13 protein-coding genes are annotated in these 13,337 nt (G+C 58.5%); 8 read left to right on the top strand and 5 right to left on the bottom strand.

Translation table 11 applies throughout. The features are described 5' to 3' along the window. The first annotated feature begins 37 nt into the window (after positions 1 to 37). Positions 38 to 712, top strand: a complete 675-nt coding sequence (locus AACS24_RS11225) for a transglutaminase-like cysteine peptidase (RefSeq protein WP_033115075.1) — start codon at positions 38 to 40, stop codon at positions 710 to 712. Here AACS24_RS11225 and AACS24_RS11220 read toward each other — a convergent pair. After that, complete coding sequence (locus tag AACS24_RS11220; protein ID WP_108570724.1) at positions 707 to 1,648, bottom strand: TAXI family TRAP transporter solute-binding subunit; 942 nt, start codon at positions 1,646 to 1,648, stop codon at positions 707 to 709. The two genes, AACS24_RS11225 and AACS24_RS11220, sit on opposite strands and share 6 nt — an antisense overlap. Then, a complete protein-coding gene (locus AACS24_RS11215; RefSeq protein ID WP_108570723.1) occupies positions 1,645 to 2,940 on the bottom strand; it encodes a LapD/MoxY N-terminal periplasmic domain-containing protein in 1,296 nt (431 codons plus the stop codon). Before AACS24_RS11215 ends, AACS24_RS11220 begins: the two co-directional genes overlap by 4 nt. Before the next feature lie 259 nt (positions 2,941 to 3,199). Between AACS24_RS11215 and mepM the strand changes: the two genes are divergently transcribed. Then, positions 3,200 to 4,537, top strand: a complete 1,338-nt coding sequence (gene mepM, locus AACS24_RS11210; RefSeq protein ID WP_108570722.1) for a murein DD-endopeptidase MepM — start codon at positions 3,200 to 3,202, stop codon at positions 4,535 to 4,537. Between the two features lie 73 nt (positions 4,538 to 4,610). On the opposite strand, the gene AACS24_RS11205 is transcribed toward mepM, so the two are convergent. Then, positions 4,611 to 5,555, bottom strand: coding sequence for a D-2-hydroxyacid dehydrogenase (locus AACS24_RS11205; RefSeq protein ID WP_108570721.1), 945 nt, complete (start codon positions 5,553 to 5,555; stop codon positions 4,611 to 4,613). 162 nt (positions 5,556 to 5,717) lie between these two features. Here AACS24_RS11205 and AACS24_RS11200 point away from each other — a divergent pair, with 162 nt between their 5' ends. Continuing rightward, positions 5,718 to 6,299 (top strand): YjaG family protein, encoded by a 582-nt coding sequence (locus AACS24_RS11200; RefSeq protein WP_033115070.1) that lies wholly within the window; start codon positions 5,718 to 5,720, stop codon positions 6,297 to 6,299. A gap of 46 nt (positions 6,300 to 6,345) precedes the next feature. Here the strand turns inward: AACS24_RS11200 and AACS24_RS11195 are convergent, their stop codons facing one another. Next, positions 6,346 to 6,825 (bottom strand): MarR family winged helix-turn-helix transcriptional regulator, encoded by a 480-nt coding sequence (locus AACS24_RS11195; protein WP_033115099.1) that lies wholly within the window; start codon positions 6,823 to 6,825, stop codon positions 6,346 to 6,348. Between the two features lie 158 nt (positions 6,826 to 6,983). On the opposite strand from AACS24_RS11195, the gene AACS24_RS11190 reads away from it, so the two are divergent. Continuing rightward, on the top strand, positions 6,984 to 7,511 hold the full coding sequence (locus AACS24_RS11190) for a hypothetical protein (protein WP_033115069.1): 528 nt from the start codon (positions 6,984 to 6,986) through the stop codon (positions 7,509 to 7,511). A gap of 9 nt (positions 7,512 to 7,520) precedes the next feature. Continuing rightward, positions 7,521 to 9,119 (top strand): BCCT family transporter, encoded by a 1,599-nt coding sequence (locus AACS24_RS11185; protein ID WP_108570720.1) that lies wholly within the window; start codon positions 7,521 to 7,523, stop codon positions 9,117 to 9,119. Between the two features lie 119 nt (positions 9,120 to 9,238). Here the strand turns inward: AACS24_RS11185 and AACS24_RS11180 are convergent, their stop codons facing one another. After that, entirely contained in the window at positions 9,239 to 10,477 is a 1,239-nt protein-coding gene (locus tag AACS24_RS11180; RefSeq protein WP_108570719.1) for a multifunctional CCA addition/repair protein, read from the bottom strand. 248 nt (positions 10,478 to 10,725) lie between these two features. Here AACS24_RS11180 and mutY point away from each other — a divergent pair, with 248 nt between their 5' ends. The 3 genes from mutY (at position 10,726) to mltC (ending at position 13,278) form a co-directional block, all read left to right on the top strand. After that, positions 10,726 to 11,778, top strand: a complete 1,053-nt coding sequence (gene mutY, locus AACS24_RS11175; protein ID WP_108570718.1) for an A/G-specific adenine glycosylase — start codon at positions 10,726 to 10,728, stop codon at positions 11,776 to 11,778. 8 nt (positions 11,779 to 11,786) lie between these two features. Next, entirely contained in the window at positions 11,787 to 12,059 is a 273-nt protein-coding gene (locus tag AACS24_RS11170) for an oxidative damage protection protein (protein WP_041209221.1), read from the top strand. A 115-nt stretch (positions 12,060 to 12,174) separates the two neighbouring features. Beyond that, entirely contained in the window at positions 12,175 to 13,278 is a 1,104-nt protein-coding gene (gene mltC / locus AACS24_RS11165; protein WP_033115098.1) for a membrane-bound lytic murein transglycosylase MltC, read from the top strand. Positions 13,279 to 13,337: the final 59 nt, after the last annotated feature.

Below are 13,337 nucleotides of genomic sequence, written 5' to 3'. Positions count from 1 at the left end.
TATACTGACCTCCAGCATCTGACATGGAGTGTCCGGTATGAAATGGCTGTTAATCCCCACCTGTATGCTGGCACTCGGTTGTGCCGGCGTGCAGGCTTCCCGCTTGTCGGAATATATCGCCAGCCCCGAGCTGCGGGAGAAGTTGCAGGAGGTCTACGGCGGGCGTGCCATTCAGCGCGCCGAGGCGTTTTCCCGCCTGCTGACGCCCAGAGCTGGTACCACGGATCAGCAGAAGATCGAGCTGGTAAATCACTACTTCAATAACTTGACCTACAGCGATGATCCCAGACTGTGGGGGGCCGAGGATTATTGGGCCAATCCGCTGGAGTTTATCGGCGCTCGCGGTGGCGACTGCGAGGATTACAGCATCTCCAAGTACTACACCCTGATGGAGCTGGGGGTGCCGGAAAAGAAACTGAGGCTGGCTTACGTCAAGGCGGTGCGTTACAACCAGTTCCACATGGTGACGCTCTATTTCGCTACCCCAAAATCTGATCCGCTGGTACTCGACAACATCAATAGCCGCATTCTGCCCGGTAGCCAGCGCACCGACCTTATCCCTGTCTACAGCTTCGATGCCAAGAGCATCTGGATCATGAAGTCTCGCCGTGAGGGAACACTGGCAGGCAGTGCCGACAGGCTGGCTCAGTGGACGTCGATGAAGACCCGGTTCTCCAGCGAGCAGCTGCGCTCCCCCCGCCGCCAGTTATAGTTTTCCGGCGGCTTTCAACTCGGCAAAATAACGTGCTGCGCCCGGATGCTGCTCAATGCTCAGCACCGGGCCGATTTTGTTGCGTGCCTGATGGAACATGTTGGCGTAGCCATAAGTCTGCTCGTTGAACTTGGTCTGCTGTGCCAGCATGGCGCGCGTCAGGTTATAGACCTCTTCTTCGGGAGTGGTTGCATTGGTCACCAGAGTGGCCGCGATAGCAAAGGTGGGTGTGGCTTTCAGATTGCCCGGATAGATGCGCGCGGGCACCTGGCTGCGCTGGTAATACCTGACCCCCTTGATCAGCTGGTCGCGCAGAGTGCCATCGACCGGTAGAAAGCGAATGGCACACCGCTTGGCAGTATCGAGCACGATCCGGTTGGGGTGCCCCATCACCAATCCATAGGCATCGATCTGTTTGCTGCAGAGCGCCTCGGCTGCATTGGCCATGCTTTTCAGGTCGAGATCCTGCTCTTTGGCGCCCAGCAAGTTGAAAAGAGCCAGCGCAGTCTGGCGGGTACCGGAGCCCTTCAACCCCATATCGATGGGGGCGAGCTTGAGCTGTTCCAGTGACGTGATATCGCCATCGGCCCGGATCACTATGGTAAAGGGTTCGGCGTGGGTCGCGAACAGCGCGCGCAGGCCAGTTTGTGCGGCGTTGGCGAAAGGGCTGCTGCCCTGACGGGCCTGATAGAGCCAGTCAGACTGCACCATGGCGTAGCGGCTTTCACCGCTCCGCAGTCGCTGCAGGTTTTCCATCGAACCGGAGGTTGCCTGCAGCGCACAGCTGATCTGTGGGTCTGTCTTGTATGCCAGCCGGCAGAATTCACTGGTGACCTGATAGTAGATCCCCTGCTCACCCCCTGTTGCTATGGTGGCCGGTGTGGCCATTGCTCCGGCTTGGCCGAACAGCATCAGCAAGATAGCCAGCTTTTTCATGATTGTGCCTCCCTGGCATAACCATCAACTCCCCAGGTGCGCAGCTTGGCGATGTCGCTGCCCGTGCCCGCCTCGGCCAACAGGGTGTAACCAGCCGCATGCATGGTTTGCGAGAGGAGATGCCAGTAGAGCGGCTCCTCGCTCAGCTGGCAGCAGACAAAGACAGGATTGAGGGGATCGAGTTGATTGAAGGTCTCCGTATTGAGCGGAATAGCGCTAAACGCCAGCTCGACCCCCTGCTCCTGCAAGCGGGTCAATATCGACTCACCCTCATCCGGGAAAGCGGTGACATCCCAGCGCCAGTCGAGTGTCTTGCCTCTTCCCTGGGTCAGCAGCAGGGCTATGGCTTGCCATTGCGGGTGGTGGAGCAGGGAGAGTGGTAGCGAGATACCTTCAACATGGTGCTGCAACCACTGTTCCAGAACCGCTTGAATGGTCGTCAGTTCGCTGTTGGCGGTGAGTGCCGGGTATGGCAGGAAGCGTTGGTAGAGGGTGATCTCGCCCTGTGTCGAGACGAAGGTTTGCAGGTGGCCGCCACGGGTGTCGGTCAGCCCTTGCAAGGGCTGCGCTGTGGATAGCGGCAGTTGCTTGCCCATCTGAGTGATTTTTAGGCGTTGCTGGAGCAGATCCCGCTTGCGCTCGGAGACCAGCTGATTGATGGAGAGCACCACCTCTTTGAGATCCTGCAGCCAGGGGGTAGGGAGGGCGCTGTTGAACTGGTGCTTGCGGACCCGGATCAGCTGCAGATTGATCTGCTCCAGCGGCCGTAGCAGCCGTTGGCTGACCAGGGAGATCACCAGAGTAAAGACAACCAGTCCACCCAGCAGTGCCAGTCCGATACGACTGATGGCATTCCACAGGTGCTGGTAGGCGTAGCCGCTGTGACCTTCCAGTGTCAGGGTTCCGAGCATGCGCCAGCCATCGGTCAGTTCTTGCTCAATCTTGACCGGTGGCATGCCGATAACCGAGGGAAGCCAGCCAGGCACGTTTTGCTGGGTAGCCTGGAAAACCTTCTGGAACAGCAGTTGTCCGTCCGGGTCGACCAACCTGACCGAGCTGACGAAGCCGCCATCGAACATGGCATTGACGATGGTTTCGGCCAGCACCTTGTCATCGTTGAGCAACGTGCCTTGCAGCACCAGACCCAGAGCGGTGACGGCAGTCTCCAGATTGGCGGACATCTGGTCGATGATGGATTGGCGGACTGTGGTGATTTCCAGCACAAACAGCAGGATGGCACCGATCAGAAACAGGATCAGGATTATCCTGCTCAATAGTTTTGATAACGTCATCTCCACTCCATGGAAAAGTTATTGCAACATTTGCGGTTTTTATTCTGGCGCTATGGCGAGCCGGTTCTTAAAAATAGGAAAAAATGGTTAAAAAAGACGATCATTTCTGCCCATCCGGGCTGGTTATGCATAAAATGTGAAGTTCATGCAGATTGCGATGAACTATTTGTATCGTTTTTTGTCAAACAGACAGTTTTATGCGGATTTGGTACTACCACATCGCAACTCACACTCTTCAGATATAAAGACAGGATAGCGGATGAAACGTCTCCGTCCCTTGGTAGCACAGGCTGCCAATTGGGAACCACCGGTTCCCCGCAAACACTTTTACGCAATGGTGATGCTGACGGCGATGACCCTGTCAGCAGTGGCATTGCTGCCGGCCCCGGGCGACATTCTGGAGCGGCCCCTGCGTTTGGAGTTGCCGATTGATACCGCTGGTACGGCAACCAACGAAAACAACACCGACTTTAACGACATCCCCGATCACGAACTGGTTGATCCCGCCACGCCGGACGATGATATTCCGGTCGATACCGCGCCGCAGTGGCAGGATTACCGGGTGCGCAATGGCGAGAATCTGACCGCCATCTTCAACAATCTGGGGCTCTCGACCACCACCCTCTACAAGGTGCTGGATGCGGACAACAAGAACTATCTGGCGCGGCTCAAACCGGGTCAGACCATTGAGCTGCTGATCGATCAGGACAACATCCTGCAGCAACTCAAAATCCGCCTGAACATCAAGCAGACGCTGGTGATGGCGCGTACCGACGACACCTATACCGCCTCGATGATCAACGAGAAGGTGGATTGGCAGCCTCAGCGTTACGATGGCGTGATCAATGGCAGCTTCTATGTCAGCGCCCGCAATGCCGGTATTCCGGCCAACCATATCCAGAAGATTGCCAACCTGTTCCAGTGGCGAATGAACTTTGCCCAGGACCTGAAAAAGGGTGACAAATTCAAGGTGCTGGTACGCCAGGAGACCGTCGAGGGCAAGAGCACCGGCAACAGCCAGCTGCTGGGTGTGGAAGTGACCAGCCAGGGCAAGACGGTATCGGCCTGGCTCTCCGATGACGGCAACTATTACGACGGTCAGGGCAACAGTCTGGAGCGTGGCTTCCGTCGCTATCCGACCCACAGCCGCTACCGGATCAGCTCCAACTTCAACCCGGCGCGTAAACATCCGGTAACCGGAATGGTGCGTCCTCACGAGGGTACCGACTTTGCAGTGCCGGTCGGTACTCCGGTGCTGGCAACCGGTGACGGTGTCGTCCAGAAGGCAACCAGCCACCCGCTGGCAGGTACCTATATCGTCATCAAGCATGGTCGCACCCTGTCGACCCGTTATCTGCACCTGAGCAAGCTGCTGGTCAAACCGGGTCAGCGGGTCAAGATGGGCGACAAGATCGGCCTCTCCGGCAACACAGGTCGCTCGACCGGTGCTCACCTCCACTATGAGCTGCGCATCAACAACCGCCCGGTCAACGCCATGACTGCCAAGCTGCCGATGGCCGAACCGCTCAGCGGCAAGGAGCGTCGTCAGTTCCTGGCCAAGGTGAAGGGCTACCGCAAGGAGCTGGCTGCGGGTTGATACCTGTAATCACAGCCTGAAATGAAAAGGCCCCGCCAGATTGGCGGGGCCTTTTTGCATGCGAAATCAGGGGTTAGTAGCCCTTGTCGAAGTCTATTTTGCCATCGAGGGGCTGGCCGTCGATAAAGCGGATATAGTTGCGCACGAAGATCTGGGCCACATCCTCGGGGAAGCTGTAGGCGCTGTTGTGAGGGGTAACGATGAGGTTGGGTTGCCCCCACAACGGGCTGTCGGCCGGCAGTGGCTCCTGTTCGAACACATCCAGCACCGCCATTGCCAGCTTGCCGGTTCGCAGTGCTGTGAGCAGATCGCCGGAGTGAACGGCATTGCCGCGTCCCACGTTGAACAGGATGGTGCCCGGTTTGCAGAACTCGAAGCGGGCGGCATTGAAGAGGTGGCGTGTATCGCGGGTCGCCGGCAGCACGCTGACGATGACATCGGCCTGCGCCAGGATCTTGTTGAGCGCCGGCAGCTGGTAAACCTGATCAAAGCTGGCTCGCTCCCGGCCACTGCGGCTGATGCCAAGCACCTTCATGCCAAAGTGCTTGCCGGTCTGGGCGATATGCTGGCCAATGCTGCCGGTGCCAAGGATCAGCATGGTTTTCCCCTTGAGCCCCTGATAGGGGTGGCTCTGCCAGAGGCGCTGCCTCTGCTGTTCCCGATAGAGAGGAATTTGTCGCATCAGGCTGAGCAGATGGCCAAAGACATATTCGCTCATCAGCGGGCCAAAGATGCCGCGTACATTGGTAAGCTGGTAGTCGCGCCGACTGTCCGGGTCGAGCAGTACGTCCACTCCGGCATAGGTAGACTGGAACCATTTGAGTTTTCCCGCCTTGGGGAGGAGCGGTTTGGCACGGGCCGGTTCTGCCATCAGAATATGGGCTTCGCCGATCAGCGTCTCGGCATCGCTCTGGTTATCGGCCCGCAGAATGCGCAGATGGGGGAGATTGGCGGCCTTGAGCAGACGTTCGTAGTGAGCATTATCCTGGCTGAGCAAAAGAAGGGTACGTTGGCTCATACTCTTGTTCCTTATCAGAATTTGCGGCGCGACAAGATGCCGCTCTCGTCCCATCTTACCCGAGTTGCCAGCGCAACATAGCCGACCAGGGCGCTTTTTCGTTTTCGCCGCGCCCCTCGTGGGCTACAATCTGCCCCACATTTTGCAGAGGATCCGACTCCAGTGTTTGGTGACAAGTTTTATAAGCGACTGGCCGAGCTACAGCCTTGGCAACAGACCGTCTACACCCTGGCGCTGGCAGAGCGCATGTACCCCAACTATGCCCTGTTCAGTCAGGCCTCCGGCTTTGGCAATGCAGACGCCTTCCGGCATGCGCTGGATCAGATGTGGAATTACCTGACCGTCAAGGGTTCCCGGGTCAATCTGGGAGCCATTCTCGAAGAGTTCGAAGCCCATATTCCGGATCCCCGCAAGTTTGAATCCTACGGTGCCTATCCGGCACTGGATGCCTGCGTGGCGCTGGGCTGTGCCTACAACTCGGTGATCTGCCGTGTTGGGGAAGAAGCCAACGATGCCAGTCATGCCTCCGTCGGTACCGTTGCCGGTTTTATCGAGATGATGGAAGAGCGGGATCTGACCGAAGAGGAGCTCTACGAGCACGAATACATGGAAGCCGAGCTGGAGTTTCAGGTCGAGCTGCTCAAGCGGGTTGCCCATGAGCGCGACAGCGACCGTATTCTGGCCATCAAGGCCTTTGCCGCTCAGGATGGCGTCTCCAACATCGGGATCAGCCTGGAAGAGTAATCGCCGGTGCCAACCACTAAAAAAAGCTCCCGTTTCGGGAGTTTTTTTATGCCTGTTCGGCGGTCAGGGGGCGGACGCTCAACACCGGGGCGGCATCGATTCCGTCGGCATTCATCATGGCGGAGATGCGCTGCAGGGAGGAGAGCAGCAGGGTTTGCTCCCAGGTTTCAAGGGATTGAAAGCGCTGAATAAAGCTCTCTTGCAGTGGTGTCGGCGCCTCGGCCAGCAGGGCGCGGCCGGCATCGGTCAGGGTCGCGTGTACCTTGCGCTTGTCGGTCTCGCTGCGAACGCGCTGCACCAGCTGGCGGCTCTCGAGGCGATCCATGATGGTGGTGGCGGTGGCCTGACTCATGTTGGTGTGGTCGGCCAGCTGGCGCATGGAGATCTGGCCCAGCTCATCAATCCCTTTGAGCAGCAAGAGTTGTGGCGAGGTAAGACCCGCCTCCTTGATCAAGCGCTTGGAGTGCATGTCGATGGCACGAATGATCTGGCGCAGCGCTACCAGCACTTCATCATGTTTTTCCATGGTGTCGGAGTAGGAAGTCGGGTTGAAAGGGTGAAAATTCTGCTCCCGGCAGATAAAAAGGTCAATATAGTTATTGCTCAAATGGTTTATGTTCAAATTAATTTTGTGTTAGTTTAGCCCCTCTTTGCGCTGTTTAACCTGACAAGAGAGGAGTAAACATGACCAATGAACTGGATATCAAGACCCTGGCCAGCGGCCTGAAAGTCGTGCGAGTTCGCTATGAACTACCTGATACATCAGCCTTTGTCCGCTATCAGCCCGCCTACGATGAAGACCCGAACAACCTCAAGGTTCACCACTACGATGGCGAACTGCCGCTCTCCTGTAGCGAGACAGGTACTTTCAACCTAAAGGAGTTGGTAAACGAATTGCGCTACGCCTATGTGCTGGTGCACCTCTTTCCTGACGAAAGCGCCATGAACTTCTATCTGACCGGCCTCGATACCGGTCTGGCCCAGCTGGAGTTTATCGGCGGCTCCTACGACTTCAATCGCCTCTGGATCACCAGCGGTGTCTCCAATCTGGGGGTGCCCATGGCCATCTTCCTCGGCAAGCGCCATGCAGTGAACGGTCAGCCTTCGGTCACTCTGGTGGATCACCGTGAACAAGCGGCCGGCAAGCTGGTCTATCGCGCCATCGGTGGCGCCGGTGATCACGTGGGCGAAGAGTTTTTCAACAACGACTAAGGAGGCTGGATGAGAGCAAGCAAAGGGCTATTTAAAGGCCTCAACCCCACCATGGCCATGACGGCGTTGACCGTCATCACCCTGTTTCTGCTGTTCGGGGTCTTTGTCCCCGAGACCGCCGCCAGCTGGTTTGTCGGAGCCAAGGATCAGATTATTGCCGGGTTCAAGTGGTACTACATTCTGGTGGTCGCCCTGTTCCTGTTCTTCGCCGTCTACCTGATGTTCAGCCGCTTCGGCAACATCCGGCTGGGCGACGACGACCAGGTACCGGAGTTCGGCTACTTTGCCTGGTTCGCCATGCTCTTTAGCGCGGGCATGGGGATCGGGCTGGTGTTCTGGAGCATCGCCGAGCCGATGAACCACCTGCAGGGCAACCCTTTTATTACCGAAGGGATGACCCCGGAAGCGGCCCAGATCGCCATGCGCCTCACCTTTTTCCACTGGGGCCTCCATCCCTGGGCCATCTATGTGATCGTCGGCTTGTCGCTGGCCTTCTTCAGCTACCGGCGCAAGCTGCCACTGGCCATTCGTTCCGTGCTCTATCCGCTGCTCGGCGATCGCATCTACGGCTTCTGGGGCCATGCGGCCGACGTGCTGGCGGTGTTCGGTACCGTGTTCGGGGTGGCGACTTCTCTTGGACTGGGGGTCTCCCAGATGAACACCGGCCTCAACCAGATGTTTGGCATGGAAGTATCGCAAACGAACCAGCTTTGGCTGATTGGTGGCATCAGTCTGATCGCCACCCTTTCTGCGGTCTCAGGCGTCGGGCGCGGGGTTAAGATCCTCTCCGAGCTCAATATCTGGTTGAGCGTGTTCGTGCTCGCGCTCTTTCTGGTGCTGGGGCCGACCACCTATATCCTCAACGCCTACGTGCAGAACATCGGTGACTACCTGCAGAACATCGTCAAGCTGAGCTTCTGGACCAACACCGAAGCCAATGGCACCTCGGCCTGGCAGTCGAGCTGGACGGCGTTTTACTGGGGCTGGTGGATCGCCTGGGCGCCGTTTGTCGGCATGTTTATCGCCCGTATTTCGAAGGGGCGAACCATCCGCGAGTTTGTGCTCGGTGTCTTGTTGGTGCCTTCGTTGCTTGGCATGTTCTGGCTCACTGTGTTCGGCGGCACGGCGATGAATCTGGAGTTGTTCGGTGGTGGTGGCGTGGTCGCTGCGGTCAATCAGGATGTGACGCTGGCGCTCTACAAGACGGTCGAGCTGCTGCACTGGGAAACCTTCGGCTGGATCGCCAAGGCTGTGCTGACCCTGCTTATCTGCACCTATTTCATCACCTCCAGTGACTCGGGCACGCTGGTGATTACGACCCTGCTCTCCATCGGTGATCAGGAGCCGCCGGTACTGCACCGTGCCGTATGGGGGCTGGGACAGGGGCTGGTTGCCGCCATCCTGCTGGTCTCAGGCGGCTTGGCAGCCTTGCAGGCTGCCAGCATCATAGCCGCGCTGCCCTTCTCGGTGATCATGCTGGCGATGTGCTATTCGCTGATGCTGGGGCTCAAGCAGGAGAGCCAGCGCCAGTTCGAGTATCGCCAGAACCTCAAGCGCCACGATGGCTCATCCCATATGAGCCTGATGGAGCGAATTGGTCCGGCATAACGGTATCAGCAGGGGGTTAACGCCCTGTCACAGGTAAACCTGGATGCAAAACGGCCGCCCTGGCTATGCCCTCCTTGCGGAGCTCATCATCAGGGCGGCCGTCTGTTATGGGGCCGAGGTTACTCTTCGATAAAGGTCCACTCATCCTTGATGCGGCTGATGGCATCGGTCCGCTTTTTGGCGAGCTGCTCCTTGATCTCTTCCCCCTTGTAACCGGCAGCCACTATCTCTTTTACCGGCACTGCCTGGGCGGCTGCCAACGCTTCGGCCACGTAGTCCGGCTCGGCGTAGACCCTCTCCTCGAAACCGGTGCGGCCATGGAAGTCGGCGCGGCAGGCATCCAGCAGCTGGGCAAAGCGCTCGGGGCGGCGCCAGGCATCAGCCTTGTCGAACACCTTGAGCAGGGTAGCGGGCTTGAGCTCAAAGGCGATGTGGATGTGGGTGTGCAAATCGCTCACCAGCAGCGCCAGATCCCGGCACTCATTGGGTACCCTGAACCGCTCGCACAGGGCGCGAATAAGCGGCAGCCCCTTCTGGCCGTGTCCGTGATGGCTGGGCCAGAACTCCTTGGGGGTTACTCCCTTGCCAAGGTCGTGGCAGAGGGCGGCAAAGCGGACGGTCAATTCCGGGGAGATCCGGCACGCCTGCTCCAGTACCATCAGGGTGTGGATGCCGGTGTCGATCTCCGGGTGCCACTTGGCCGGGGCGGGGACGCCGAACAGGGCATCGATCTCGGGGAAGAGTGCCTTGAGGGCGCCACACTGGCGCAGCACCTCGAAGAAGATCTGTGGGGTTGGCCCCAGCAGCACTTTTTCCAGCTCCTTCCAGACTCGCTCCGGCGTGAGGTGGGCCAGCTCGCCAGCCGCTGTCATTTTGCTCATCAGGGCGAGGGTCTCTGGCGCGATGACAAAGCCCTGGGCGTGGAAGCGGGCGGAGAAGCGGGCGACCCGCAGGATGCGCAGCGGGTCTTCGGCAAAGGCGGGGGAGACGTGGCGCAGCAGCCGTTTTTCCAAATCCTCAATGCCGCCGTAGGGATCGTGGAGCTCTCCCTGTTCATCTTCGGCGATGGCGTTGATGGTGAGATCCCGACGCAGCAGATCCTGCTCCAGCGTCACATCGGGGGCGGCGTGGCAGACAAAGCCGGTGTAGCCCTGACCCTGCTTGCGTTCGGTACGGGCGAGGGCATACTCCTGCTGGGTTTTGGGGTGAAGAAACACGGGAAAGTCGCGGCCGACCTGGGTAAAACCCAGCGCCAGCATCTGCTCCACGGTGGCGCCGACCACCAGATAATCCCTGTCGCCCTGCGGCAATCCCAGCAGGCGATCCCGCACTGCTCCCCCAACCAGATAAGTCTGCAAACCATCTCTCCCGTCAACAATCGTGGGGCCGAGTATATCGTCTTTGTTACTGCATTGCTGCCCGACCGTGACCGGGAAAATGTGTGGTAATCGAGTGTGTCAGCAGGGCTTTGACTTGGGCGTGACGAGGCCGTACCCTGCCGCACCAGACGGCTGGCTCTGTATTGCGGAATGGCTTTACTACCGAACAGCCAAAATAAGCCGAAGGAACCGCAGAGTTCCCTATATATCAACGACATGAGAACAACGTGAATCAATCAACCTTCGCAAGCCGGGTTCTGGAGTGGTATGAGCTTCATGGCCGCAAGAGCCTGCCCTGGCAGCAGGAGAAGACTCCTTACCGGGTCTGGGTCTCGGAGATCATGCTGCAGCAGACTCAGGTCGCTACTGTGATCCCCTATTACCAGCGTTTTATGGCGCGCTTCCCCGATGTGGTGGCGCTGGCCGATGCCCCCGTGGACGAGGTGCTGCATCACTGGACCGGATTGGGCTACTACGCCCGGGCCCGCAACCTGCACAAGGCGGCCCAGCATATCCGCGATCATCACCACGGCCTCTTTCCCGAGCGCTTTGACGAGGTGATGGCGCTGCCGGGCATTGGTCGCTCAACCGCCGGGGCCGTGCTGTCGCTCTCTCTGGGTCAGCCTCACGCCATCCTTGATGGCAACGTGAAGCGGGTACTCACCCGCTGGCTGGCGTTGCCGGGTTGGCCCGGCCAGAAGCAGGTTGAGAACGAGCTGTGGGAGATCGCTATCCGGCTCACGCCCAAGCTGGGTGTGGCGCAATACAATCAGGCGATGATGGATATCGGGGCAACGATCTGCACCCGCAGCAAGCCTGCTTGCGAGCGTTGCCCGGTGCGGGCCGATTGCCAGGGGCTGTCGCAAGGCAACCCGACTGCCTATCCCAACAGCAAGCCGAAGAAGAGCATTCCGGCCCGAGATGGCATCATGCTGCTGATCCGTCATGGCGACGAACTGCTGTTGGAGAAGCGACCGCCGCAGGGGATCTGGGGTGGGCTCTACTGCTTCCCGCAGGTCGCCTCGCTGGCGGAGGTGGAGGGTCTGCTGGCGTCCCTTGGCCTGAGTCATCACGGTTATCGGGAACTGGCCGGTTTTCGCCATACATTCAGTCACTTCCACCTCGATATCCAGCCGCTGCTGATCGAGATTGAGGCGGCGCCAGCGCTGCGCCTCATGGAAGCAGATAACCGACTCTGGTATAACTTACGCCATCCTGCCGAGGTGGGGCTGGCGGCCGCCACGGCCCGTCTGCTCGCCTATCCGGAGCTACAACCATAGAGGTCAACATGAGCCGTACTGTATTTTGCCAACGCCTGAAAAAAGAGGGCCCGGGCCTGGATTTTCAACTCTACCCGGGTGAACTCGGCAAGCGGATTTTTGACAACATCAGCAAGGAAGCCTGGGCCGAGTGGCAGAAGAAGCAGGTGATGCTGATCAACGAAAAAAAGCTCAATATGATGAATCTTGAGCATCGTCAGTTGCTGGAAAAAGAGATGGTCAGCTACCTGTTTGAAGCGGGTGAAGTGCAGATCGAGGGTTATACCCCTCCCAGCCAGTAAGCAATCGAGCTGTAGTACCTGTGAGCGGGGAGTGGAGCCAAAGGTGGTCAGCCTCCCCTTGTTTACTCGCGGCATATGAATGATGGGCGGCTCTGCCGCCCTGTTTGAGGATCCTATGGGCCGAATTTTCTGGCTGCTGTGCACCCTGCTGTTTCTCTCTGCCTGTTCATCTTCTCCCAAGCCCAGCGGGAATGAAGATGACGATCTCGTCAACGGCAAGGACATCCGCGGCTTTGAACACATGATCAGTGCGCTCTCCCATAACGTGAACGAAATATGGGGACGAGAGGCGCTGTTTGCGGGCAAGTATGACTACGTCAAATATACGGATCAGTACAAGAGCCGTGCCCACATCGACTTCTCCAGCGGCCATATCATGGTCGAGACGGTATCTGGCATAGACCCCCGTGCTCACCTGCGTCGCGCCATTGTCGAGACCCTGCTGACACCGGACGATCCGGCCGAAGTGGATCTTTACTCCGACCGGGAGATCATGCCCGGCGGCGAACCTTTCCTCTATGGCCAGGTGGTGGACAATCAGCGTCAGCCCATTCGGGCATCCTGGCGTGCCGAACGCTATGCCGACTACCTGCTGAACACGGCGATGAAGAAGCGGACCCTTGGCATTCGCACCATCTTCTTCGTTGATATCCCCATGGTGGCCAACCACGAAGACAGACGGGGCTACAAGTACGCCAGCCTGATCCGTGAAGCCTCCCGCAAATACGGGGTCTCTGAAAGCCTGATCTATGCGGTGATCAAGACCGAGAGCAGCTTCAACCCCTATGCGGTGAGCCATGCCAATGCCTACGGCCTGATGCAGGTCATTCCGGCAACCGCCGGTCGAGACGTCTACGTGCGGGTCAAGGGCAAGAGCGGTCAACCGACCCGGGAAGACCTGTTCAATCCGGCCTACAACATCGATGTCGGGACTGCCTATCTGCATCTGCTGCAGACTGTCTATCTGTCGGATATTCAGGATCCCCAGTCTCGTCGCTATGCGGTGATCTCCGCCTATAACGGTGGGGCTGGCGGGGTGCTCAACACCTTCTCCAGCGATCGCAAGGCGGCGCCCGGCATGATTAACCAGCTCTCACCCGAGGCGGTGTATCAGGTGCTGACCGAGCAGCATCCCAAGGCGGAGGCGCGTCGCTATCTCTACAAGGTCAATCAGGCCGAGAAGGGGTTCAAGCGAACATTTGCCAGCCGTTCCGGTTAACGGGTCGCAGCGGCAGAACGGAAAATGAAAAAGGGCGCTTTCAACAGCGCCCTTTTTTA

This window comes from Aeromonas sp. HMWF016, assembly GCF_963878195.1.
Taxonomy (GTDB): domain Bacteria; phylum Pseudomonadota; class Gammaproteobacteria; order Enterobacterales; family Aeromonadaceae; genus Aeromonas; species Aeromonas lacus.
The sequence above is the reverse complement of the archived record's forward strand: the minus strand, read 5'-3'. Positions and strand labels throughout refer to the sequence as shown.

What these genes read in the sequence shown, in the direction of transcription:
- AACS24_RS11195 (WP_033115099.1), bottom strand. Translation starts at nt 6,825, where the DNA reads ATGGAAAAACATGATGAAGTGCTGGTAGCGCTGCGCCAGATCATTCGT.
- AACS24_RS11205 (WP_108570721.1), bottom strand. Translation starts at nt 5,555, where the DNA reads ATGAGCCAACGTACCCTTCTTTTGCTCAGCCAGGATAATGCTCACTAC.
- AACS24_RS11215 (WP_108570723.1), bottom strand. Translation starts at nt 2,940, where the DNA reads ATGACGTTATCAAAACTATTGAGCAGGATAATCCTGATCCTGTTTCTG.
- AACS24_RS11220 (WP_108570724.1), bottom strand. Translation starts at nt 1,648, where the DNA reads ATGAAAAAGCTGGCTATCTTGCTGATGCTGTTCGGCCAAGCCGGAGCA.
- mltC (WP_033115098.1), top strand. Translation starts at nt 12,175, where the DNA reads ATGGGCCGAATTTTCTGGCTGCTGTGCACCCTGCTGTTTCTCTCTGCC.
- AACS24_RS11185 (WP_108570720.1), top strand. Translation starts at nt 7,521, where the DNA reads ATGAGAGCAAGCAAAGGGCTATTTAAAGGCCTCAACCCCACCATGGCC.
- mepM (WP_108570722.1), top strand. Translation starts at nt 3,200, where the DNA reads ATGAAACGTCTCCGTCCCTTGGTAGCACAGGCTGCCAATTGGGAACCA.
- AACS24_RS11170 (WP_041209221.1), top strand. Translation starts at nt 11,787, where the DNA reads ATGAGCCGTACTGTATTTTGCCAACGCCTGAAAAAAGAGGGCCCGGGC.
- AACS24_RS11190 (WP_033115069.1), top strand. Translation starts at nt 6,984, where the DNA reads ATGACCAATGAACTGGATATCAAGACCCTGGCCAGCGGCCTGAAAGTC.
- AACS24_RS11225 (WP_033115075.1), top strand. Translation starts at nt 38, where the DNA reads ATGAAATGGCTGTTAATCCCCACCTGTATGCTGGCACTCGGTTGTGCC.